We start from the raw sequence: 20,586 nt of genomic DNA, 5'->3' as shown, positions 1-20,586 counted from the left end.
CACGCATGAATATCCATGAGTACCAAGGCAAGGAAATCCTGCGCAAATACAATGTGCCGGTTCCGCGCGGCATTCCGGCTTTTTCGGTCGAAGAGGCCCTGAAGGCCGCTGAAACCCTGGGCGGCCCGGTGTGGGTCGTGAAGGCGCAGATTCATGCGGGCGGCCGCGGCAAGGGCGGCGGCGTGAAGGTTGCCAAGAGCATGGACGAGGTGAAGACCTACGCCAGCAACATCCTGGGCATGACCCTGGTGACGCACCAGACCGGCCCGGAAGGCAAGAAGGTCAACCGCCTGCTGATCGAAGAAGGCGCGGACATCAAGAAGGAACTGTACGTGTCGCTGGTGGTGGACCGCGTCTCGCAGAAGGTCGCCCTGATGGCCTCCAGCGAAGGCGGCATGGACATCGAAGAAGTCGCTGCCCACACCCCGGAAAAGATCCACACGCTGATCGTCGATCCGCAAATCGGCCTGCAAGACGCTGAAGCCGACGACATCGCCCGCAAGATCGGCGTGCCCGACGCGAGCGTGCCGCAAGCCCGCCAAGCCCTGCAAGGCCTGTACAAGGCATTCTGGGAAACCGACGCTTCGCTGGCGGAAATCAACCCGCTGATCCTGACCGGCGACGGTAAGGTCATCGCGCTGGACGCCAAGTTCAACTTCGACTCCAACGCGCTGTTCCGTCACCCGGAAATCGTCGCCTACCGCGACCTGGATGAAGAAGACGCCAACGAAATCGAAGCCTCGAAGTTCGATCTGGCCTACATCTCGCTCGACGGCAACATCGGCTGCCTGGTGAACGGCGCCGGCCTGGCCATGGCCACCATGGACACCATCAAGCTGTTCGGCGGCGAGCCGGCCAACTTCCTCGACGTGGGCGGCGGCGCCACCACCGAGAAGGTCACCGAAGCCTTCAAGCTGATGCTGAAGAACCCGGGCCTGAAGGCCATCCTGGTGAACATCTTCGGCGGCATCATGCGCTGCGACGTGATCGCCGAAGGCGTGATCGCCGCGTCGAAGGCCGTGTCGCTGTCGGTGCCGCTGGTGGTCCGCATGAAGGGCACCAACGAAGACCTCGGCAAGAAGATGCTGGCCGACTCGGGTCTGCCCATCATCGCCGCCGACACGATGGAAGAGGCCGCCCAGAAGGTCGTGGCCGCAGCCGCCGGCAAGTAAGCCGCCCGCTGAACGAACCATACGCGAACGCGAGCGGCACCCGGCCACCGGGAGGCGGCTCGCAGCCAAGCAAAGGATTACAGCATGTCGATTCTGATCAACAAAGACACCAAGGTCATCACCCAGGGGATCACCGGCAAGACCGGGCAGTTCCACACCCGCGGCTGCCGCGACTACGCCAACGGCAAGAACGCCTTCGTGGCGGGCGTGAACCCGAAGAAGGCCGGCGAAGATTTCGAAGGCATTCCCATCTACGCCAGCGTCAAGGAAGCCAAGGACCAGACCGGCGCGACCGTCTCGGTCATCTACGTGCCGCCCGCCGGCGCCGCTGCCGCCATCTGGGAAGCCGTCGACGCCGACCTGGACCTGGTGGTCTGCATCACCGAAGGCATCCCCGTCCGCGACATGATGGAAGTCAAGGACAAGATGCGTAAGCAGAACAAGACGACCCTGCTGCTGGGTCCGAACTGCCCGGGCCTGATCACGCCGGACGAAATCAAGATCGGCATCATGCCGGGCCACATTCACCGCAAGGGCCGCATCGGCGTGGTGTCGCGCTCGGGCACGCTGACGTACGAAGCCGTGGGCCAGCTGACCGCGCTGGGCCTGGGCCAGTCGTCGGCTGTCGGCATCGGCGGCGACCCGATCAACGGCCTGAAGCACATCGACGTCATGAAGATGTTCAACGACGATCCGGACACGGACGCCGTGGTCATGATCGGTGAGATCGGCGGTCCGGACGAAGCCAACGCCGCGCGCTGGATCAAGGACAACATGAAGAAGCCGGTGGTCGGCTTCATCGCGGGCGTGACCGCGCCTCCGGGCAAGCGCATGGGCCACGCCGGCGCGCTGATCTCGGGCGGCGCCGACACCGCGCAGGCCAAGCTCGACATCATGGAAGAGTGCGGCATCAAGGCCACCAAGAACCCGTCCGAAATGGGCCGGCTGCTGAAGGCACTGCTGTAATCGGCAGGGTTTGAGGTTGTGCGAGAACGGGAGGCCTGGCCTCCCGTTTTTGTTTGGGCGGCCGCGCCGCCGCGTGCACACTCGGTGTGAGGCGTGTATAAGCAATCACGGCAAGCGGTTCGCGCACGTGTACATCCACGGGGACGGCCATGGCGCTCACCTCCAGCGCATTCTGGTTCGCACTTGGCTCCATCATCCTGACCAACATCGTGCTGTCGGGCGACAACGCTGTCGTCATCGCCCTGGCGGCACGCAATCTGCCTCGCCGGCAGCAGCGGCAGGCGATCTTCTGGGGCAGTGCCGCGGCCATCGCGCTGCGGATTGCGCTGACCGTGCTGGCAGTCAAGCTGCTGGCGCTTCCTTATCTGAAAACGATCGGTGCGGTGCTGCTGGTCTACATCGGCATCAAGCTGCTGAGCGAAGCCGAAGACCAGGCGGCAGGAGAGCACCGCCCACACGACGGCCTGTGGCCCGCCATCCGAACCATTCTGATTGCCGACCTGGTGATGTCGCTCGACAACGTCGTCGCCGTGGCCGCCGCGGCAGAGAAGGGGCCGCCGGGGACCGACGTTGCGTTGCTCGTGCTGGGGCTCGGGCTGTCGATTCCGCTGATCATCTTCGGCAGCACGCTCCTGGTGGCACTGATGGTGCGGCTTCCGCTCATCGTCACGCTCGCGGCGGCACTGCTCGGCTATCTGGCGGGCGACATGCTGGTGACCGATCCGGTGGACGCCGGCTGGTTCATGCAAGCCATCCCGTATGCCGATGTCGCGATCGGCTGTCTTGGCGCGTTGATCGTCGTGATCGTGGGCTGGTGGATGGGGCGGCGTTCACTGCGCCAGGCGTGACTTGATGGGACACCCCCCGAAAGTAGGTCGTGACGATCTTTGTCCGGTTTTTTGCCAAGAAAGGTCAGTTTTGCGCACGAATTCTCGCCAAATCTTACCGATTTGCGCCCAGAAGTAGCGGGCGCTGCGTGGCATGGTCTGTGCTGTTTCCACCCCTCAAACAATATCGATTGAACGCTTTCGGGGAGAAACCATGGCATCGAAGCACAGCAGGAACAGGCGGCGTGGCCAGCGCGGCTTTACATTGATCGAGTTGATGATCGTGGTGGCGATCATCGGGATTTTGGCGGCGCTGGCGATTCCGGCGTATCAGGACTACACGATCCGGTCGCGTGTGGTCGAGGGGCTGGCACTGGCAGGGCAAGCCAAGGCGCTGGTGGTTGAAAATGCCGCCAACGCACAGAGTAGCCTGTCACTCGGTTCCGCATCGTTGCCGGCCAGCAAGAACGTCAGTGCGCTGAATATTGATTCGTCCACCGGCGAAATCGCAGTGGTCTATGCACCCGCTGTTACGGAAGCGGGGGCGAATACGTTGGTATTGACCCCATACTCCGGCAGTTCGTCAGTATTTGGCAATTTGCAGGCAGGTTCAACGCCGCCGGCAATGGTGCTGTGGGTGTGTGCCGCCGCCGGCAAGTCGATGCCGGTCAATACCGTTACCCAGAGGACGACGGCTACGTTGCCACCGAAATACGCGCCCTCGGAGTGCCGTTGAATCCGTCGGCCTGGCACCAAAAAACAAAAGCGCCTTCGGGCGCTTTTGTTTTGGGAGTTGCCACCCTGCTGCCGGGAAGGGGGCTCTGTGATCGATGGCTCCCATATTGACGCTCTCCGTCAATGTCTGCCGAAAACTGTCAACTCGAGGCCGGCGATCACCCGAATCGCGTCAGTTTTTCGCCGACAGCCCCGGTTTTTCGGCTGGCACGGTCCCTGCTCTATCTCCCACGCATCATCTTTAACCACACTTTCCGGGGGAATTTCATGAAGTCGATGCGTCATCTCAACAAGCGTGTCCAGAAGGGTTTCACGCTGATCGAACTGATGATCGTGGTCGCGATCGTCGGTATTCTGGCTGCGATTGCCATTCCGGCCTATCAGGACTACACGGTTCGTGCACGCGTGACGGAAGGTCTGTCGCTGGCTGCACAAGCCAAGGCACTGGTGTCGGAAAACGCTGCCAATGCACAGTCTGACCTGTCGGTGGGTTCGTCGGTGTTCACGGCCACCAAGAACGTTGCCAACCTCCAGATCCTCGGTACGGATGCTACTGCTCCGGGCCAGATCACCGTTACCTATACGACGGCAGCTGGCGGCGGCACGCTGGCTCTGGTTCCGACTGCGGCAGGCGCTAAGCTGCCGTTGAGCTCCGCACCGTCGGGCCCGATCATGTGGACCTGCTACGCTCAAAACAAGGCCACTGCTGCCAGCAGCGTTCCTCCGAGTGGTACGATGACGCTGGCGGCCAAGTATGCCCCGGCAGAATGCCGCTAAGCTGTAAGCTAAGCTAAGCTAAGCTAAGCTAGCTGCTGTAGTAAAGAGCGCCTTTGGGCGCTCTTTTTGTTTCGCCATATTCGTGTCCTGCCCATCAATGCTTCCAGTTCATCGTTCCCTGTTGTTGTGGCCGGTCTGGCTGGCCACAGTTGCGTGCTGGTCTGTCCCGTTCCTGGTGGCTGTCCATAGTTACCCGATCCCAACGTTCTACAGCGAATTCGTAGCGGCGATCGGCTGGGTTGCTCTGGCAGCGGGCGTGCTGGGCTCGACGTGGCATAGCAAGGCAGGGCTACCCAAGGTTGTCTTGGCGCCGCTGGCGCTGATCGGTGTGTTGATCGTGCAACTGGTCGTTGCCACGCCGCTGAACCCGTTTTTTACCTTTGCGGCCATCGTGTTTCTGCTCGGAACCGTGGCCGTATGCGGTCTCGGTGCGCGCTGCCGCGACGTCCCCGGTGTGCTGGAGTCGATCGCGGTTGCCGTCATCATTGGCGGATTGCTGACGGTGGCGGTTGAATGTCTGCACCTGTTCCGTGTTTCTGGCCTGCCGATCAATTGGATCTCGATCATGCCAACGGGCGCAGGCCGCCGAATGTGGGGCAACCTGAATCAGCCGAATCACGTGGCGACCTATCTCGCCTTTGGCCTGGCAGCGTGCCTGTTCTTGGGTTCGACGCGTCGGCGATATTGGGCGCCCCTGGCTGCCATCGCTCTGGCATTGTTGTTGGGCATGGCGCTGACGGTTTCCCGGATGAGCTGGCTTCACCTTGTCCTGGTTGGGGGCGTCGCAGGGCTGGCCTGGTCAGCAGAGGAGCGGGGGGCTCGCCGCTGGATTCGGGCGGGCGTGCCTGTGCTCGGCCTGGCCGTGGTTTATCAGCTCTGCAACTGGCTGGTGGCCTATGCCAACGTGCTTTGGCATCTGGACTTGCCGATCTCGCTGGACGAGCGGTTGCAGCAGGGTGTGGGTCTGCGGGTGTTCCTATGGAAGCATGCGTGGCACATGTTCCTGGCGCATCCCTGGCTCGGCGGTGGCTGGGGCGACTATGCCTGGAACCAGTACGTGCAGACCGACGTGCTCGGCCATGTCGAAATGTCCATGAACGCCCACAACCTCGTCCTGGATCTCCTGGCCAAGGTGGGTGTGTTCGGGTTGCTGGCCGTGATGCTGCCGTTCTTGGGGTTGGTGCATGCTGCGTGGAAACGGCGAATGACGCCCGCGCTGGCCTTTCTGTATGCGGTCATTCTGGTGACCGTGGCGCATTCGATGCTGGAATATCCGCTGCACTATCTGTACTTCCTGCTGCCGTTTGCTTTCGCGCTGGGGTATGTGGATGACCGCAAGTTGCGCGTTCTTTCCCCAGATACGGCATGGGTACTGACCGGCATCGTGGCAGTATGCGGTGCCGTGCTGACGGGCCGGATGTGGATCGACTACCAATCGGTGGAGCGCTTGTATTACTCCCTCGACGGTCCGGTGGAATTGCAACGGTACCAGCGCAGTGGGCAACTGCTGCTGGTCCCATATGGCAACCTGTCAATCGCGAACAATGCCGGGATGACGGCCGAGACGGCGCCGATCATGGCTGCGGTCGAACACCAGGCTGTGCAGTTCTATCCTGGTTCTGGCACGGTTCAACGTTGGGCGATTGCGCTCGCGTTTCAAGGCAAGACCGACGAAGCCCTCACCCAGGTCCGTCGGCTGCACAATCAATACTGGATCGACTATGCGGGCGATTCGAAATTGCTGACACTTGTCTGCACCAAGAAATTGGAAGGGTTGGCGACGTTCTGCGCGCGGCTCAAGGCGGAGAACTTGGTTGTCGGTGTAGATTAAGGATCGCGTCTCAAAAAGAAAGCGCCTCGTTGAAGGCGCTTTTTTTTTCGGCAATGACAACCAAAGCAAAGTGGGCACAGCGCGACGCGGCAAGCTGGAGCACTCTGCCGTCTACCGCGCAAGGCGCGCAGCAAAATTGGCACCCGCTGAATGCCGCAAGGCTGCTGAGCAGAAAGAAGAGCGCATCCGATGCGCCCGCTTCCTTTTGCGGAAACGGGCTCGGAAATTCATTGCGCCACCCACTCCCCGGACTTCCCCCCACGCTTCTCCATCAGCCGCACATCGCCGATGACCATCCCCCGGTCAACGGCCTTGCACATGTCGTAGATGGTCAGCAGCCCCACCTGCACGGCGGTCAGCGCTTCCATCTCCACGCCGGTCTGCCCGTGCGTCTCGGCGCGTACCGTGCAGCGGACGGTGCGGTCCACCTCATCCAGTTCGAAGTCGACCGCGACCTTGGTCAACGCCAGTGGGTGACACAGCGGGATCAAATCCGACGTCCGCTTCGCCCCCTGGATCGCGGCGATGCGGGCGATGCCCAGCACATCGCCTTTCTTGGCGGTGCCGTCGCGCACCAGCGCGAACGTCGTGGGCAGCATGTGGATGAGGCCGGTGGCGACGGCGACGCGGTGGGTGACGGCTTTGTCGCCGACGTCGACCATGTGGGCTTGTCCGGCGGTATCGAAGTGGGTGAGGTGCGGCATGAATGACGGTGCTTGGTGTGAAGCGATTTATGATAGCAAGTGCCCAGCGCCCGGCGATGCCGCCGGGTGGATTCCGCCCCACGCGCATTCCGTATGACGCTCTCTTTCTTCCGGCCGCGCGCCCGCAAGGTGACGGCCGCCGTGCTGTTGATGACGTGGCTTGCCCCCGTGTCGCCGTTGGCGCTGGCGCAGCCGGCGTCTGTTCCCGCTGCGCCGGCCGGCGCGGCAGCGGCGTCGGAGCAGGTGCAGAGCAACCTGAACCGCAGCGTGCAGATCGGCCGCCAGTCGCCGTATCTGCAGAAAGACGCGACGATCATCGATGCGCCGACCTACGAGTTGCCTGACATGGGCGATCCGTCCACGGCGGCGCTGTCGCCGGAGATGGAGCGCCGTCTGGGCGACCGCGTGATGCGGCAGATCCGGCGCGACCCGGATTATGTGCCGGATCCGCTGCTGTCGGACTACCTGAACGATATCGGCTACCGGCTGATCGAGGCGGCGCGACGGCAGCATGTGGCGGGCAGTACGTCGGCATCGAGCTTCGAGCTGTTCGCGGTGCGCGATCCGGGCATCAACGCGTTTGCGCTGCCGGGCGGGTATATCGGCGTCAACACGGGCACGCTGGTGGCGACGGAGAGCGAATCGGAGCTGGCCTCGGTGCTCGGCCACGAGATCGGCCACGTGCTGCAGCGGCACATCGCGCGCGGCATCGACAAGTCGGGCGAGTCGATGTGGATTGCGCTGGCGTCGATCCTGCTGGCGGGGCTGGCGGCCACCAAGAGCGGCGACGCGGCGCAGGCGCTGGCGGTGGGCGGGCAGGCGGCGGCGGTGTCGAACCAGCTGGCGTTTTCGCGCGGCGCGGAGCGCGAGGCCGACCGCGTCGGCTTTACGCTGCTGACTGGCGCCGGCTACAACCCTGACGGCATGCCCGATTTCTTCCGACGGCTGCAGCGCGTGAGCAGCATCGCGGACACCGGCGCCGTTCCCGGCTACGCGCGCACCCACCCGCTGACCGGTGAGCGCATCGCCGACATGGAAGACCGCGCGCGCGGCCTGCCGCACCCGCGCCAGCCGCAGCGGCCGGCGTTCGGCTTTGCCAAGGCGCGTGCGCGCGTGCTGCAGGAGACCTCGACCAGCGCCTATCTCGACGTGCGCAATGCGATGCGCTCGCAGCTGGCCTCCGCGCCGGATGCGCCGGCCGAGAAACGCGCGGCGCTGTGGTACGGCATCGCCGTCGCCGAGCAACTGGCCGGGCAGCTGGACCCCGCGGAGCAGGCGCTGCTCGAAGCGCGGCGGCTGTACGGCAACATCCCCGGTATCACCTCGGGCAGTCCGAGCCTGGATGTGACTGCCATCGAACTGGCCCGTGCCCGCAATCGCGTGCCGGAGGCGCTGACGATGGCACGGGCCGCGCTGGCGGCGTATCCGCTGTCGCGCGCGGTCGGCATCACCTATGCGCAGACGCTGCTGGCGGCGGGCCGCGCGGGCGATGCGATTCCCTATCTGCAGGACAAGGCGCGCGAAGACACCGCACAGCCGATCTGGTGGGACATGCTGGCCCGCGCCTATGCGGACCAGGGCAAGCGCGTCGAGCAGCATCGCGCGCTGGCCGAGAAGTACGCGCGCGACGGTGCCTGGGGCGCGGCAGTGGAGCAGCTCAAGCTCGCGCGCGACGCGGGCGATGCGGATTTCTATACGCTGTCCGAGGTCGATGCGCGGCTGCACCAGATGGAGCGCCAGTACCGCGAAGAGAAGCAGGAAGAGAAGGCGCTGCCGAAGTAGCGGGCCGGCCGGCGTCAGGCGAGCGCGGCCGGATGCCGGACGAAGCCGAAGCGCCGTTCGGCCTCGTCGCTGCGGATCGGCTGAATGTCGAAGGTGCGATCGCCCCAGGGCAGCATGCCGAGCGCGGCGCCGCACGCTTGGCCGTGCCAGTGCGCCAGCGACGAGAACGGCTCCAGGTCATGATCGTGCAGCAGGGCAAGGGTCTCGCGGCTGGCCACGCCGGCGACGTGGCCGGCGAGCAGGACGTTGCCGTGCTCGTCGACAAAGCAGCCGGCGGGCACGAAGGCGGCGCCCGTGGTGGTGGCAAGGGCCGTCGGCGCGCCTTCGGGCGACAGCCGCACGATCCACGGCGTGCAGTCCAGTTCCACGAACACGCGCTGCGGGCCGTTCTGGAAGAACCAGCGGCCGGCCGCGTCGTGCGTGTAGTTGCGGACGATGAAGTCGATCAGCGCGGGGTGGCGGACAGGGTCGCCGGACAGCCTGTGCTGCTGCGCGTATTCGTTGCGCATGCGCCATTGGCCGCGCCGGTCGAGCGCCAGCCAGCCGAAGCAGTCGGGCACGTCGGGCCACCTGGCCATGGCCTGGCGGACGATCTCATCCACGGTCGGCTCCGGGGTGTTCGGGGGCATCCGGGCGGGGCGTGCGGCCGAGCACGTCGTCGAAGAAGCGCAGCAGGCGCGCCGGCATCCAGTCGATGCGGCCGGCCAGCGGGAGATGGCGCAGCTTGCCGTCGCGCCGCATCAGGAAGCCGACGTGGCCGCCGTGCAGCGGCTGGTCGAGCACCACGTCGGGCGAGACGTCGCCGGGGCCGGGCAGGTGGCGTCCGGGCAGGAAGGGATCGTTGCGCGCGTTCAGCACCAGCACCGGCACGCGCACATCGCGCAGTACCGGCTTGGACGAGGCGCGCGTCCAATAGTCGTAGACGTTGCGGTAGCCGTGCAGCGGCGCGGTGACGAGGTTGTCGAATTCGACGAAGCTGCGCGCGGCCAGCATGGCGCGGCGGTCGTACAGGCCGGGATGCTGGTCGAGCTTGGCCGCGGCCTTCTGCTTGAGCGTGCGCAGGAACATGCGGGTGTAGAGCATGCCGACGCCCTGGGACAGCGCCGCGCCGCCCGCCATCATGTCCAGTGGGGCGGAGACGGTGGCGGCGGCGCTCAGCTGGCGCGCATCGGCGCCGCGCTCGCCCAGGTGGCGCAGCAGCATGTTGCCGCCCAGCGAGATGCCCACCGCCAGCAGCTTGCGGCCGTGCGGCGCGCAGTGCGTCCGGTAGAGCCGGTCGAGGATCCACGCGATCTCGGCCGAGTCGCCGGAGTGATACATGCGCGGCGCGCGGTTCAGTTCGCCCGAGCAGCCGCGGAAATGCGGCACCACGCCGGGCCAGCGGCGCGCGCGCAGCGCATCCATCATCAATTGGGCGTAGTGGCTGCGCGAGTCGCCTTCCAGGCCGTGGAACAGTACCACCAGCGGCGTGTGCGCATCGGCTTCGTGCGTGGTCCAGTCGAGATCGATGAAGTCGCCGTCGGGCGTGTCCCAGCGCTCGCGCCGGTACGCGATGCGCGGGAAGCGCCACAGCCGCGCCGGGACGATGGTCTGCGCGTTGCCGCCGATCAGCCACCAGGGCGAGCGGAACGCGTGCGGCTCGAACGGGCCGATGAGCAGCGCGCCCAGGTTGAGGTCGGCGGGAGCGGCGGAGCGGAACGGGCGGATCATCGTCTCAGGCAGAGTCACCTGCGCCCGTCGCCGGGCGGGGATCAGTGCAGGGAATGCGCGACGCTGGCGATCGATGCGGCCACGCGCTCCTCTGCCGCCTGGCTGGAGTGGACGTGCGCGATGCGCCAGCCCTCGTGGTTCTGCATCAGCACGTAGGTGGTGTGCACGTACAGGCTGGCTTCGGTGGCGTCTTCGGAGAAGCGCAGGGCCTCGGTCGCCTCGAAGATCGACACGCCGAGCGAGGAGTGCACCTGCTGGTCCAGGCATTCGATCCACACCGGCTGCTTCTCGACGAGGGCGTCGAGACAGCCGCGCAGCTGCTCGTGGCCGTGCAGCCGCTGGCCGTCGGGCAGGATGAAGCTGACGGAGTCCTCGTCCAGCCAGAGCTTGAGTGCGCTGTCGGCATCGCGGCGCCGCAGCGCTTCGCGGTAGGCGTCGAGGATGTCCTCGGCGGCTTCGAACAGTCGGGCAAATCGTGGCATGGCGGCAGGACGTGAAGGGAATGGCTGACGGTGACAGCGTTACACCGGCTGCAGCAGCCGGCGCAATTCATGAAACACCATCTCGGGACCGATGTCGCGCAGGCAGCGCAGATGGCCGAGCGGGCATTCGCGGGCGAAGCACGGGCTGCATTCGAGATGGAGCCACATGATACTCGCAGCGGGTGACAGCGGCGGCGTGTGGCGCGGGTCGCTCGAGCCGAACACGGCCACCTGCGGGCGCCCCAGGGCAGCCGTGACGTGCATCAGGCCCGAGTCGTTGCAGATGGCGGCCTCGGCGCGGGCGAGCAGCTCGATGGCCTCGTCCAGCGAGGTCTCGCCGCACAGGTTGCGCACGAAAGGCGCGCGCTCGGCGATGGCGTCGGCGGTCTCGCGATCCTTGGCCGAGCCGAGCGTGACGATGTGCGCGTACGGGAACGAGCGCCGCAGCATCTGCGCCAGCTCGGCGAAGTGCTCGGCGGGCCAGCGCTTGGCGGTGCCGTATTCCGCGCCCGGGCAGAAGGCGATCAGCCGGGCGTTGCCGGGAATGCCGAACTTGGCCGAGGTGGCGGCCACGCGCGGCAGGTCCACCCGCAGCTGCGGGTCGGGCAGGGTCTCGGGCAGCTTGGCGCCGGGCTTGAAGGCCAGCGCCGCATAGTGCTGCACCATCGGCGGCCGTTCGCGCTTGGGCGGGTTCGGGTAGCGCACGTTGAGCACGCCCAGTCGCGATTCGCCCTTGTAGCCGATGCGCAGCGGAATGCCGGCCAGCCACGGGATCAGCGCGCTCTTGAACGAGTTCGGCAGCACATAGGCGGCATCGAACGATTCCCCCTTGAGCTGCTGGGCGAACATCGTGCGGCTGCCGAGCTGCAGCTTGCCGTGCGCCAGTTCAGTCGGCAGCACGCGCGTGATCTCGGGCATGCGCGCGAGCACCGGCGCCACCCACTTCGGGGCGATGGCATGGATCTGCGCGCGCGGATGCCGCGCCTTGATCTGCGCGAACAGCGGCTGCGCCATCAGCGCGTCGCCGATCCAGTTGGGGGCGACGACCAGGATCTTGCGCATCATCGGAGCGCCGCGGGCAGGGGGCTCGCGGCGTACGGCAGGTCCGGACGGCTCAATGGTGGCCCTTCACTTCGACGCCGGGGGCCAGCTTGTAGACGGTGCCGCAGTATGGGCACTTGGCTTCGCCGGTGTCGGCCACGTCGAGGAAGACGCGCGGGTGGTAGTTCCACGCCGGCGTCTTGCTGGTGGGGCAGTGCAGCGGCAGGTCGTCTGCGCCGATTTCGATGATGGGTGCGGTTTGCGTGGTCATGATGATGAGGGTCAGCGGGCGCGGTCAGGCCAGGGTTAGCCACGCCTTGTACTTTTCGATGGTGCTCTTGCCGTTGACGATGTCGAAGAACGTCGACTGCAGCTGCGTGGTGATCGGGCCGCGCGAGCCCGCGCCGATCACGCGGTCATCCAGTTCGCGGATCGGGGTGACTTCCGCCGCGGTGCCGGTGAAGAAGGCTTCGTCCGCGCAGTACATCTCGTCGCGGGTGATGCGCTTCTCGCGCACCTCGATGCCGAGGTCGCGCGCGATGGTGATGATTGCGTCGCGGGTGATGCCGTCCAGGCACGAGGCCAGGTCGGGCGTGTAGATCACGCCGTTGCGGACGATGAAGACGTTCTCGCCCGAGCCTTCGCTCACATAGCCCTCGGTGTCGAGCAGCAGGGCTTCATCGTAGCCCAGGCCGGTGGCTTCCTGGTTGGCGAGGATCGAGTTGATGTAGTAGCCGCTGGCCTTGGCGCGCACCAGCGACACGTTCACATGGTGGCGCGTGAAGGACGACGTCTTGACGCGGATGCCGCGCTGCATGCCTTCTTCGCCCAGGTAGGCGCCCCAAGGCCAGGCGGCGATCGCCACGTGGACGGTGTTGCCGCGGGCGGACACGCCCATCTTCTCGGAGCCGAGCCACGCCAGCGGGCGGATGTAGCAGGACGCCAGCGCGTTGGCACGCACGACTTCGCGCTGCGCGTCCATCAGCTGCTGTTCCGAGAACGGAATCTGCATCTGGAAGATCTTGGCCGAATTGAACAGCCGGCGCGTGTGCTCGGACAGGCGGAAGATGGCGGGGCCGGCCGGCGTCTGGTACGCGCGCACGCCCTCGAACACGCCCATGCCGTAGTGCAGGGTGTGGGTGAGCACGTGGAGTTGCGCGTCGCGCCATTCGATCAGCTTGCCGTCTTTCCAGATCTTGCCGTCGCGGTCAGCCATGCTGGTCATGGAGGGCTCCTGTGAGTGTCCGGGCTCAAATGCCGACAAAGGCGGAATTGTAAGGGGTGGGGGCAGGGACGCCAACGCCGATCTTGGCGGCGGTTTCCGTGCGTTGCGAATTCGTGTTGCGCGTGTTTTACACGTTAAGCAACTGCTTAACATCAAAAGTATAATCAGATGTTTACTACGAGCCACCCATGTCGCCCCCGCTGTTCCCGCGCCCCCGCTGTTCCCGCGCCACCGCGCGGCCGTGCCTTCCTGGCCGGCCGTCCAAAAAGAGATGATGACGCCACTTGCGAGGGTGCCATGGCGCTAGCCCGCTGGGGCGCGGCGCTGCAGCGCCGGTGGCAGGCCATCGACCCGGCCGAGCGCGCCGGCTTTGTCGCCGGTGCCCGCTTCTATGTCGGCTCGCTGCCGCCGGTGTTTGCCTGGGGACTGGTGACCGGCGTGGCGATGAGCAAGTCGGTCCTGACCATCCCGCAGGCGATCGGCATGACGCTGCTGGTCTATGCAGGTTCGTCGCAACTGGCCGTGTTGCCGCTGATGGCCGCCGGCCTGCCGGTCTGGACTGTGCTGTTGACGGCGTTCATCGTCAACGTGCGCTTCATCATCTTCAGCGCGGGGCTCATGCAGCATTTCAGCCATCTGCCCTTCGGGCGGCGGGTCCTGATCGGTTTCTTCAATGGCGATCTGCCGTTCGTGCTGTTCTCGCAGCGCTACCCGGGGCCGGGCCCGGAGCGCGGCAAGGAAGGCTATCTCTGGGGCATGGCGCTGGCCAACTGGACGATCTGGCAGGTGTCGTCTCTCCTGGGCATCGTCGGCGCGAGCCTGTTCCCGGATGCATGGGGCCTGGCGCTGGCGGGCACGCTGGCGCTGATTCCGGTGATGGTGTCGACCATCCGCTCGCGCGCCACGCTGATGGCCGTGGCGGTCGCCGCGGTGCTGGCGCTGGTCGCCTTCAAGCTGCCGTACCGGCTGAGCCTGGTGATCGCCGTGGTGGGCGCGATGGCGGCCGGCCTGGCCGGCGACGAAGCCACCGCTCGCCTGCAATGGCAGCGCCGCGGCGCGCAGCCGGCGCCGTCCGAGCCGAAGGAGGGGCCGTGAGCACGCTAGATATCTGGCTGACCATCTTCGGCATGACGATCGTGACCATCGTCACGCGCGCCCTCTTCCTGATGGTGGGCGACCGCCTCACGCTGCCGATGCGCGTGCAGCACGCGCTGCGCTTCGCGCCGGCGGCGGCGCTGGCGGCCATCGTGCTGCCCGATCTGCTGTGGAACCACGGCGGTTTCGACGCCAGCTGGACCAATCCGCGCCTGATGGCCGGCATCGCGGCCACCGCGTTCTATGTGGCGACGCGGCGGATGCTCGGCATGATCTGCGTCGGCATGGGCGTTTATACCGTGCTGCGTCTCTGGGGATAAAACGTGTCGGCCCATGTCCGCGGCGGCGTCATCTTTGCCTTCCTGGCCTACACGATGTGGGGCCTGTTTCCGCTGTACTTCAAGCTGCTGAAGGCCGTCACGCCGCTGGAGATCCTGTCGCACCGGGTGATCTGGTCGCTGGCGGTGATGGTGGTGGTGCTGGCCGTCAAGCGGCACTGGGCGTGGCTGTGGGCGCTGCGCCGCCAGCCGCGCGTGGTGGGGCGGCACCTGGCCTGCACCGGCATGCTGGCGCTCAACTGGTGCACCTACATCTGGGCGGTCAATCACGATCACGTGCTCGACGCGAGCCTGGGCTATTTCATCAACCCGCTGGTGGTGGTGCTGCTGGCGCTGCTGGTGCTGGGCGAGCGGCTGCGGCCGGGGCAGTGGTTCGCGCTGGCGCTGGCCGTCGCCGGGGTGGTCTGGCTGACCTGGCAGGCCGGGCACCTGCCGTGGATCGCGCTGGTGCTGGCGACGACCTTCGGCCTGTACGGCCTGCTGCGCAAGACTTCGCCGCTGGGCGCGCTGGAAGGGCTGGCGCTGGAGACGCTGCTGCTGTTTCCGCTCGCGCTGGCCTACCTGGGCTGGCTGGCCGCGCAGCAGCAGAACGTTTTCCTGGTCGCGCCGCCGGGCATCCAACTGCTGCTGGTGCTGGCCGGCCCGCTGACCGCCGTGCCGCTGCTGCTGTTCGGGGCCGGGGCGCGGCGCATTCCGCTGTCGCTGCTGGGCCTGCTGCAGTACGTCAGCCCGACGCTGCAGCTGCTGCTGGGTGTGTGGCTCTACAACGAGCCGTTCGGCGGGCCGAAGGTGCTCGGCTACGCGTTGATCTGGTGCGGCCTGGTTGTGTATTCGGCCGAAGGGTGGCTGCGGCTGCGGCGGCGCGCGCCGGTGGCGGCCTGACCGGCGCGTGCGCCATCCAGCCGGCTTCGCCGCGATGGACGGGCGCGTCAGGTTTCCGGGCGGAAACGCGCGTTCCGACCGGTGGCATCGGGTAAAATCGCCGCTTTCCGTGATTTCTCCGCTGCTGCCATGCCCAACGTCCTGCGTCTGACCGATCTCATCTCCGAAGGCAAGCTTGCCGGCAAGCGTGTCTTCATCCGCGCCGATCTCAACGTGCCGCAAGACGATGCCGGCGACATCACCGAAGACACGCGCATCCGCGCTTCGGTGCCGGCCATCCGCGCCGCGCTCGACGCCGGTGCCGCCGTGATGGTCACCTCGCATCTGGGCCGTCCGACCGAAGGCGAGTTCAAGCCGGAAGATTCGCTGGCCCCGGTGGCCGTGCGCCTGTCCGAGTTGCTCGGCTGTGAGGTGAAGCTGGTGCAGAACTGGGTCGACGGCGTGGATGTCGCGCCCGGCCAGGTGGTGCTGCTGGAAAACTGCCGCGTCAACAAGGGCGAGAAGAAGAACAGCGACGAACTGGCCCAGAAGATGGCCAAGCTGTGCGACGTCTACGTCAACGACGCCTTCGGCACCGCCCACCGCGCCGAGGCCACCACGCACGGCATCGCCAAGTTCGCCCCCATCGCCTGCGCCGGCCCGCTGCTGGGCGCCGAGCTGGACGCGCTGGGCAAGGCGCTGGGCCAACCGGCCCGTCCGCTGGTCGCTATCGTGGCCGGCTCCAAGGTGTCGACCAAGCTGACCATCCTGAAATCGCTGGCCGACAAGGTGGACAACCTGATCGTCGGCGGCGGCATCGCCAACACGTTCATGCTGGCCGCGGGCCTGAAGATCGGCAAGTCGCTGGCCGAGGCGGATCTGGTGGGCGATGCCAAGGCGATCATCGACCTGATGGCTGCCCGTGGCGCCTCGGTGCCCATTCCTGTCGATGTGGTCTGCGCCAAGGAATTCAGCGCTACCGCTGCCGCCACCGTCAAGGACGTGAAGGACGTGGCGGATGACGACATGATTCTCGACATCGGCCCGAAGACCGCCGCGCAACTGGCCGACCAGCTCAAGGCCTCCGGCACCATCGTGTGGAACGGCCCGGTCGGCGTGTTCGAGTTCGACCAGTTCGGCAACGGCACCAAGGTGCTGGCCGAGGCGATCGCGGCCTCGTCGGGCTTCTCGATCGCCGGCGGCGGCGATACGCTGGCGGCGATCGCCAAGTACGGCATCGCCGACCGCGTGGGCTACATCTCCACCGGCGGCGGCGCATTCCTGGAATTCCTGGAAGGCAAGACGCTGCCGGCCGTGGAGATCCTGGAGCAGCGTGCCCAGCGCCAGGAAGCGCTGGCCTGAAGCGCCAGGCACGTCGCCTGCGTCGTCAACGTCCCCCAAACGTCACCGGTACCCCTTGCCCATGACTCGCGCCACCAAGATCGTCGCCACACTCGGCCCTTCGTCCAATACGCTGGAGATCCTGACGCGCATGATCGCGGCGGGGGTGGACGTGGTGCGGCTGAACTTCTCGCACGGCACCGCGCAGGACCACGTGGCGCGCGCCGAGCTGGTGCGCGAGACGGCGCGCGCGGTGGGCCGCGAGGTCGGCATCATGGCCGACCTGCAGGGCCCGAAGATCCGCGTCGGCAAGTTCGAGAGCGGCAAGATCACCCTGAGCCCGGGCGAGCGCTTCACGCTGGATGCCCGCTGCGAGCTGGGCAACCAGGAGCGCGTCGGTCTGGACTACAAGGAGCTGCCGCGCGACGTCGGCCCCGGTGACCTGCTGCTGCTCAACGACGGCCTGATCGTGCTGCAGGTCGAGCGCGTGGTGGGCGAGGAGATCGAGACCGCCGTCAAGGTCGGCGGCGATCTGTCCAACAACAAGGGCATCAACCGCCAGGGCGGCGGGCTGTCGGCGCCGGCGCTGACGGCCAAGGACATGGAAGACATCAAGACCGCGATGGCGCTGGGCGCCGACTACATCGCGGTCAGCTTCCCCAAGAACGCCACCGACATGGAAATGGCGCGCCAGCTGGCCGCCGTGGCCGGCGCGCCGCACAGCCACAAGACCAAGATGATCGCCAAGATCGAGCGTGCCGAGGCCATCCGCCCGGGCGTGCTGGAAGAGATCCTGGCGGCGTCCGACGGCATCATGGTGGCGCGCGGCGACCTCGCGGTGGAGGTCGGCAACGCGGCCGTGCCGGCGCTGCAGAAGCGCATGATCAAGCTCGCGCGCGAGGCCAACAAGCTGGCCATCACGGCCACGCAGATGATGGAGTCGATGATCGTCAACCCGGTGCCGACGCGCGCCGAGGTGTCGGACGTCGCCAACGCCGTGCTCGACGGCACCGATGCGGTGATGCTGTCGGCCGAGACCGCCGCCGGCCGCTACCCGGTCGAGACCATCGAGGCCATGGCCGCCATCTGCGTGGAGGCCGAGAAGTCGCAGCCGGTGCACCTCGACACGGATTTCCTCGACCAGACCTTCAGCCGCATCGACCAGTCGATCGCCATGGGGGCGCTGTTTACGGCCTACCATCTGCAGGTCAAGGCGATTGCCGCGCTGACCGACTCAGGTGCCACCGCGCTGTGGATGAGCCGCCACGGCATCAATGTGCCGATCTATGCGATCACGCCCAACGTCGCGTCGCAGCGCAAGATGGCCCTGTACCGCAACGTGCAGCCGCTGCCGCTGGCCATCAGCCTGGACCGCGACGAGGCGCTGCGGCAGGCCGAGGAACTGCTGGTCGCGCGCGGCGTGGTGCAGCGTGGCGACTTCATCGTCCTGACCGTCGGCGAGCCGATGGGGCAGGCGGGCGGGACCAACACACTCAAGATCGTGCGCGTCGGCATGCACTGACGCGCCACCGGGAATGCCGGTTGCTACCGGCATCCGTGAGACCGAATACAGATCGACCCATAGGAGAAAACCATGCCACTCGTCTCGATGCGCCAACTGCTCGACCATGCCGCTGAAAACGGCTACGGCCTGCCGGCGTTCAACGTCAACAACCTGGAGCAGGTCCAGGCCGTGATGGAAGCTGCCAAGGAAACCGGCGCGCCGGTGATCCTGCAGGCCAGCGCGGGCGCCCGCAAGTACGCCGGCGAGTCCTTCATCAAGCACCTGATCCAGGCCGCTGTTGAAGCCTATCCGGAAATCCCGCTGGTCATGCACCAGGATCACGGTCAGAGCCCGGCAATCTGCCAGGGCGCGATCGACCTGGGCTTCGGCTCGGTCATGATGGACGGCTCGCTGCACGAGGATGGCAAGACCCCGGCCTCGTTCGACTACAACGTCGACGTCACGCGCCGCGTGGTCGACATGGCGCACAAGGTTGGCGTGACGGTCGAGGGCGAGCTCGGCTGCCTGGGCTCGCTGGAAACCGGCGAGGCGGGCGAGGAAGATGGCCACGGCGCCGTCGGCAAGCTCGACCATTCGGCCCTGCTGACCGACCCCGAGGAAGCCGCGCAGTTCGTCAAGGCCACCCAGCTCGACGCCCTGGCCATCGCCATCGGCACCAGCCACGGCGCCTACAAGTTCTCGCGCAAGCCCACCGGCGACATCCTGGCGATCAGCCGCGTCAAGGAAATTCACGCGCGCATCCCGAATACCCACCTGGTGATGCACGGCTCGTCGAGCGTGCCGCAGGAGCTGCTGGCCATCATCAACCAGTACGGCGGCAAGATGAAGGAAACCTACGGCGTGCCGGTCGAGGAAATCCAGGAGGCCATCAAGTACGGCGTGCGCAAGATCAACATCGACACCGACATCCGCCTGGCAATGACCGGCGCGGTGCGCAAGTTCCTGGCCGAAAACCCCGAGAAGTTCGACGCCCGCGAATGGCTCAAGCCCGCGCGCGAGGCTGCCAAGGCGGTTTGCAAGGCACGCTACATCGAGTTCGGTTGCGAAGGCCAGGCCGGCAAGATCAAGCCGATCGGCCTGTCGGTCATCGCTTCGCAGTACCAGAGCGGCGCGCTGGCGCAAGTGGTGCAGTAAGCCGCATTCCGCCCGCAAGAACGGCTGGCCCCGCGCCAGCCGTTTTTCATGGGGCCGGCCACGTATAATGTCGGCCTTCCACATTTTTTCTTCCTCTTTGGGTTTCGCCGTGTCCGCCACCCCCGCCGTGTCTTCCGCACTCTATGAATCGTCGATCACCAGCCTGCCGCTGCTCGGCCGCGGCAAGGTGCGCGAAAACTACGCCGTGGGCGACGACAAGCTGCTGATGGTCACCACCGACCGCCTGTCGGCCTTCGACGTGATCCTCGGCCAGCCGATCCCGGACAAGGGCCGCGTCCTGGCGCAGATGTCGGATTTCTGGTTCCGCAAGCTGCGCCACATCGTGCCGACGCACGAGACGGGCATTGCGCCGGAAGCGGTGGTGCAGCCCGGCGAAGCCGACCAGGTGCGCGGCCGCGCCATCGTGGTCAAGCGTCTCAAGCCGATCCTGGTGGAAGCCGTGGTGCGCGGCTACCTGGCCGGCAGCGGCTGGAAGGACTACCAGGCCACCGGCAAGGTCTGCGGCGTGCAGCTCGCCCCCGGCCTGCGCAACGCCGAGAAGCTGCCCGAGCCCATCTTCACCCCCGCCGCCAAGGCCGACGTGGGCGAGCACGACGAGAACATCTCGTTCGACGAAGTCGAGCGCCGCATCGGCCCCGAGTTGGCCGCGCAGATTCGCGACGTCAGCATCCGCCTGTACAAGGAAGCCTCCGACTTTGCCGCCACGCGCGGCATCATCATCGCCGACACCAAGTTCGAGTTCGGCCTGGACGAGAACGGCACGCTCACGCTGATGGACGAAGCGCTGACCGCCGATTCGTCGCGCTTCTGGCCGGCCGATTCGTACCAGGTGGGCACCAACCCGCCGTCGTTCGACAAGCAGTTCGTGCGCGACTGGCTGGAGGCTGTGCGCATCGACGGCCAGCCGTGGCCGAAGACCGCGCCGGCGCCGCAGCTGCCCGCCGACATCATCGAGAAGACCGCGGACAAGTACCGCGAAGCGCTGACCCGCCTGACCGGCGAGACGCTGCGCTGAGGGA

The 20,586-nt window shown here is 66.4% G+C and carries 21 protein-coding genes; 14 read left to right on the top strand and 7 right to left on the bottom strand.

Annotated features, from left to right (window positions below; genetic code table 11):
* Window positions 1–5 precede the first annotated feature (5 nt).
* From sucC to GO999_RS13825, 6 genes are all read left to right on the top strand, one after another.
* A complete protein-coding gene (sucC, locus tag GO999_RS13850; RefSeq protein ID WP_011000513.1) occupies window positions 6–1,172 on the top strand; it encodes an ADP-forming succinate--CoA ligase subunit beta in 1,167 nt (388 codons plus the stop codon).
* Window positions 1,173–1,256: 84 nt separating this feature from the next.
* Entirely contained in the window at window positions 1,257–2,138 is an 882-nt protein-coding gene (gene sucD / locus GO999_RS13845; RefSeq protein ID WP_011000514.1) for a succinate--CoA ligase subunit alpha, read from the top strand.
* A gap of 149 nt (window positions 2,139–2,287) precedes the next feature.
* On the top strand, window positions 2,288–2,986 hold the full coding sequence (locus GO999_RS13840; protein ID WP_019717569.1) for a TerC family protein: 699 nt from the start codon (window positions 2,288–2,290) through the stop codon (window positions 2,984–2,986).
* 193 nt (window positions 2,987–3,179) lie between these two features.
* Window positions 3,180–3,701 carry a pilin gene (locus GO999_RS13835; protein WP_011000516.1) on the top strand — a complete coding sequence of 174 codons (522 nt, stop codon included), beginning with the start codon at window positions 3,180–3,182 and terminating at the stop codon, window positions 3,699–3,701.
* 266 nt (window positions 3,702–3,967) lie between these two features.
* Entirely contained in the window at window positions 3,968–4,477 is a 510-nt protein-coding gene (locus GO999_RS13830) for a pilin (RefSeq protein ID WP_111374451.1), read from the top strand.
* Between the two features lie 97 nt (window positions 4,478–4,574).
* On the top strand, window positions 4,575–6,308 hold the full coding sequence (locus tag GO999_RS13825; protein WP_111374452.1) for a PglL family O-oligosaccharyltransferase: 1,734 nt from the start codon (window positions 4,575–4,577) through the stop codon (window positions 6,306–6,308).
* Window positions 6,309–6,535: 227 nt separating this feature from the next.
* Here GO999_RS13825 and moaC read toward each other — a convergent pair whose 3' ends face one another.
* The gene (gene moaC, locus GO999_RS13820; RefSeq protein WP_071011469.1) at window positions 6,536–7,012 is read right to left on the bottom strand and encodes a cyclic pyranopterin monophosphate synthase MoaC; all 477 of its coding nucleotides are present in this window, start codon (window positions 7,010–7,012) and stop codon (window positions 6,536–6,538) included.
* A 93-nt stretch (window positions 7,013–7,105) separates the two neighbouring features.
* Here moaC and GO999_RS13815 point away from each other — a divergent pair, with 93 nt between their 5' ends.
* Entirely contained in the window at window positions 7,106–8,794 is a 1,689-nt protein-coding gene (locus GO999_RS13815) for a beta-barrel assembly-enhancing protease (RefSeq protein WP_211906318.1), read from the top strand.
* A 14-nt stretch (window positions 8,795–8,808) separates the two neighbouring features.
* Here GO999_RS13815 and GO999_RS13810 read toward each other — a convergent pair whose 3' ends face one another.
* Genes GO999_RS13810 through GO999_RS13785 form a run of 6 tightly spaced genes read right to left on the bottom strand, consistent with a single transcriptional unit; the run spans window position 8,809 to window position 13,252 of the window.
* The gene (locus GO999_RS13810) at window positions 8,809–9,396 is read right to left on the bottom strand and encodes a DUF2946 family protein (protein WP_211906317.1); all 588 of its coding nucleotides are present in this window, start codon (window positions 9,394–9,396) and stop codon (window positions 8,809–8,811) included.
* Window positions 9,389–10,504: a YheT family hydrolase gene (locus GO999_RS13805; protein ID WP_211906788.1), complete on the bottom strand. Its 1,116-nt coding sequence runs from the start codon at window positions 10,502–10,504 to the stop codon at window positions 9,389–9,391. The genes GO999_RS13810 and GO999_RS13805 overlap by 8 nt, the downstream gene beginning before the upstream one ends.
* 41 nt (window positions 10,505–10,545) lie before the next feature.
* Window positions 10,546–10,986: a nuclear transport factor 2 family protein gene (locus GO999_RS13800; protein WP_003278969.1), complete on the bottom strand. Its 441-nt coding sequence runs from the start codon at window positions 10,984–10,986 to the stop codon at window positions 10,546–10,548.
* Between the two features lie 39 nt (window positions 10,987–11,025).
* Window positions 11,026–12,051 carry a lipopolysaccharide heptosyltransferase II gene (gene waaF / locus GO999_RS13795; protein WP_011000523.1) on the bottom strand — a complete coding sequence of 342 codons (1,026 nt, stop codon included), beginning with the start codon at window positions 12,049–12,051 and terminating at the stop codon, window positions 11,026–11,028.
* A gap of 49 nt (window positions 12,052–12,100) precedes the next feature.
* Window positions 12,101–12,298 carry a zinc-finger domain-containing protein gene (locus GO999_RS13790; protein WP_011000524.1) on the bottom strand — a complete coding sequence of 66 codons (198 nt, stop codon included), beginning with the start codon at window positions 12,296–12,298 and terminating at the stop codon, window positions 12,101–12,103.
* A 24-nt stretch (window positions 12,299–12,322) separates the two neighbouring features.
* Window positions 12,323–13,252 (bottom strand): branched-chain amino acid transaminase, encoded by a 930-nt coding sequence (locus tag GO999_RS13785; protein WP_016723970.1) that lies wholly within the window; start codon window positions 13,250–13,252, stop codon window positions 12,323–12,325.
* Between the two features lie 297 nt (window positions 13,253–13,549).
* Here GO999_RS13785 and GO999_RS13780 point away from each other — a divergent pair, with 297 nt between their 5' ends.
* From GO999_RS13780 to GO999_RS13750, 7 genes are all read left to right on the top strand, one after another.
* Window positions 13,550–14,347 (top strand): AzlC family ABC transporter permease, encoded by a 798-nt coding sequence (locus GO999_RS13780; protein ID WP_011000526.1) that lies wholly within the window; start codon window positions 13,550–13,552, stop codon window positions 14,345–14,347.
* Window positions 14,344–14,667 (top strand): branched-chain amino acid transport AzlD family protein, encoded by a 324-nt coding sequence (locus tag GO999_RS13775; protein WP_011000527.1) that lies wholly within the window; start codon window positions 14,344–14,346, stop codon window positions 14,665–14,667. Before GO999_RS13780 ends, GO999_RS13775 begins: the two co-directional genes overlap by 4 nt.
* A 3-nt stretch (window positions 14,668–14,670) precedes the next feature.
* Window positions 14,671–15,567 carry an EamA family transporter RarD gene (gene rarD, locus GO999_RS13770; RefSeq protein ID WP_011000528.1) on the top strand — a complete coding sequence of 299 codons (897 nt, stop codon included), beginning with the start codon at window positions 14,671–14,673 and terminating at the stop codon, window positions 15,565–15,567.
* 129 nt (window positions 15,568–15,696) lie between these two features.
* Entirely contained in the window at window positions 15,697–16,908 is a 1,212-nt protein-coding gene (locus GO999_RS13765; RefSeq protein WP_071011475.1) for a phosphoglycerate kinase, read from the top strand.
* A 61-nt stretch (window positions 16,909–16,969) separates the two neighbouring features.
* Window positions 16,970–18,409 carry a pyruvate kinase gene (pyk, locus tag GO999_RS13760; protein ID WP_211906316.1) on the top strand — a complete coding sequence of 480 codons (1,440 nt, stop codon included), beginning with the start codon at window positions 16,970–16,972 and terminating at the stop codon, window positions 18,407–18,409.
* 72 nt (window positions 18,410–18,481) lie between these two features.
* Window positions 18,482–19,546, top strand: coding sequence for a class II fructose-bisphosphate aldolase (gene fba, locus GO999_RS13755; protein WP_011000531.1), 1,065 nt, complete (start codon window positions 18,482–18,484; stop codon window positions 19,544–19,546).
* A 127-nt stretch (window positions 19,547–19,673) separates the two neighbouring features.
* Window positions 19,674–20,582 carry a phosphoribosylaminoimidazolesuccinocarboxamide synthase gene (locus GO999_RS13750; RefSeq protein WP_011000532.1) on the top strand — a complete coding sequence of 303 codons (909 nt, stop codon included), beginning with the start codon at window positions 19,674–19,676 and terminating at the stop codon, window positions 20,580–20,582.
* Window positions 20,583–20,586: the final 4 nt, after the last annotated feature.

The sequence above is a fragment of the Ralstonia nicotianae genome (assembly GCF_018243235.1).
GTDB classification, from domain to species: domain Bacteria; phylum Pseudomonadota; class Gammaproteobacteria; order Burkholderiales; family Burkholderiaceae; genus Ralstonia; species Ralstonia nicotianae.
The sequence above is the reverse complement of the archived record's forward strand: the minus strand, read 5'-3'. Positions and strand labels throughout refer to the sequence as shown.

Excerpts from the sequence above, each read along its gene's own strand:
- GO999_RS13830 (WP_111374451.1), top strand. The coding sequence starts at position 3,968 with ATGAAGTCGATGCGTCATCTCAACAAGCGTGTCCAGAAGGGTTTCACG.
- waaF (WP_011000523.1), bottom strand. The coding sequence starts at position 12,051 with ATGATGCGCAAGATCCTGGTCGTCGCCCCCAACTGGATCGGCGACGCG.
- GO999_RS13785 (WP_016723970.1), bottom strand. The coding sequence starts at position 13,252 with ATGACCAGCATGGCTGACCGCGACGGCAAGATCTGGAAAGACGGCAAG.
- GO999_RS13815 (WP_211906318.1), top strand. The coding sequence starts at position 7,106 with ATGACGCTCTCTTTCTTCCGGCCGCGCGCCCGCAAGGTGACGGCCGCC.
- GO999_RS13800 (WP_003278969.1), bottom strand. The coding sequence starts at position 10,986 with ATGCCACGATTTGCCCGACTGTTCGAAGCCGCCGAGGACATCCTCGAC.
- GO999_RS13835 (WP_011000516.1), top strand. The coding sequence starts at position 3,180 with ATGGCATCGAAGCACAGCAGGAACAGGCGGCGTGGCCAGCGCGGCTTT.
- GO999_RS13765 (WP_071011475.1), top strand. The coding sequence starts at position 15,697 with ATGCCCAACGTCCTGCGTCTGACCGATCTCATCTCCGAAGGCAAGCTT.
- GO999_RS13790 (WP_011000524.1), bottom strand. The coding sequence starts at position 12,298 with ATGACCACGCAAACCGCACCCATCATCGAAATCGGCGCAGACGACCTG.
- pyk (WP_211906316.1), top strand. The coding sequence starts at position 16,970 with ATGACTCGCGCCACCAAGATCGTCGCCACACTCGGCCCTTCGTCCAAT.
- sucC (WP_011000513.1), top strand. The coding sequence starts at position 6 with ATGAATATCCATGAGTACCAAGGCAAGGAAATCCTGCGCAAATACAAT.
- sucD (WP_011000514.1), top strand. The coding sequence starts at position 1,257 with ATGTCGATTCTGATCAACAAAGACACCAAGGTCATCACCCAGGGGATC.
- moaC (WP_071011469.1), bottom strand. The coding sequence starts at position 7,012 with ATGCCGCACCTCACCCACTTCGATACCGCCGGACAAGCCCACATGGTC.
- GO999_RS13825 (WP_111374452.1), top strand. The coding sequence starts at position 4,575 with ATGCTTCCAGTTCATCGTTCCCTGTTGTTGTGGCCGGTCTGGCTGGCC.
- GO999_RS13840 (WP_019717569.1), top strand. The coding sequence starts at position 2,288 with ATGGCGCTCACCTCCAGCGCATTCTGGTTCGCACTTGGCTCCATCATC.
- GO999_RS13805 (WP_211906788.1), bottom strand. The coding sequence starts at position 10,504 with ATGATCCGCCCGTTCCGCTCCGCCGCTCCCGCCGACCTCAACCTGGGC.
- GO999_RS13780 (WP_011000526.1), top strand. The coding sequence starts at position 13,550 with ATGGCGCTAGCCCGCTGGGGCGCGGCGCTGCAGCGCCGGTGGCAGGCC.
- fba (WP_011000531.1), top strand. The coding sequence starts at position 18,482 with ATGCCACTCGTCTCGATGCGCCAACTGCTCGACCATGCCGCTGAAAAC.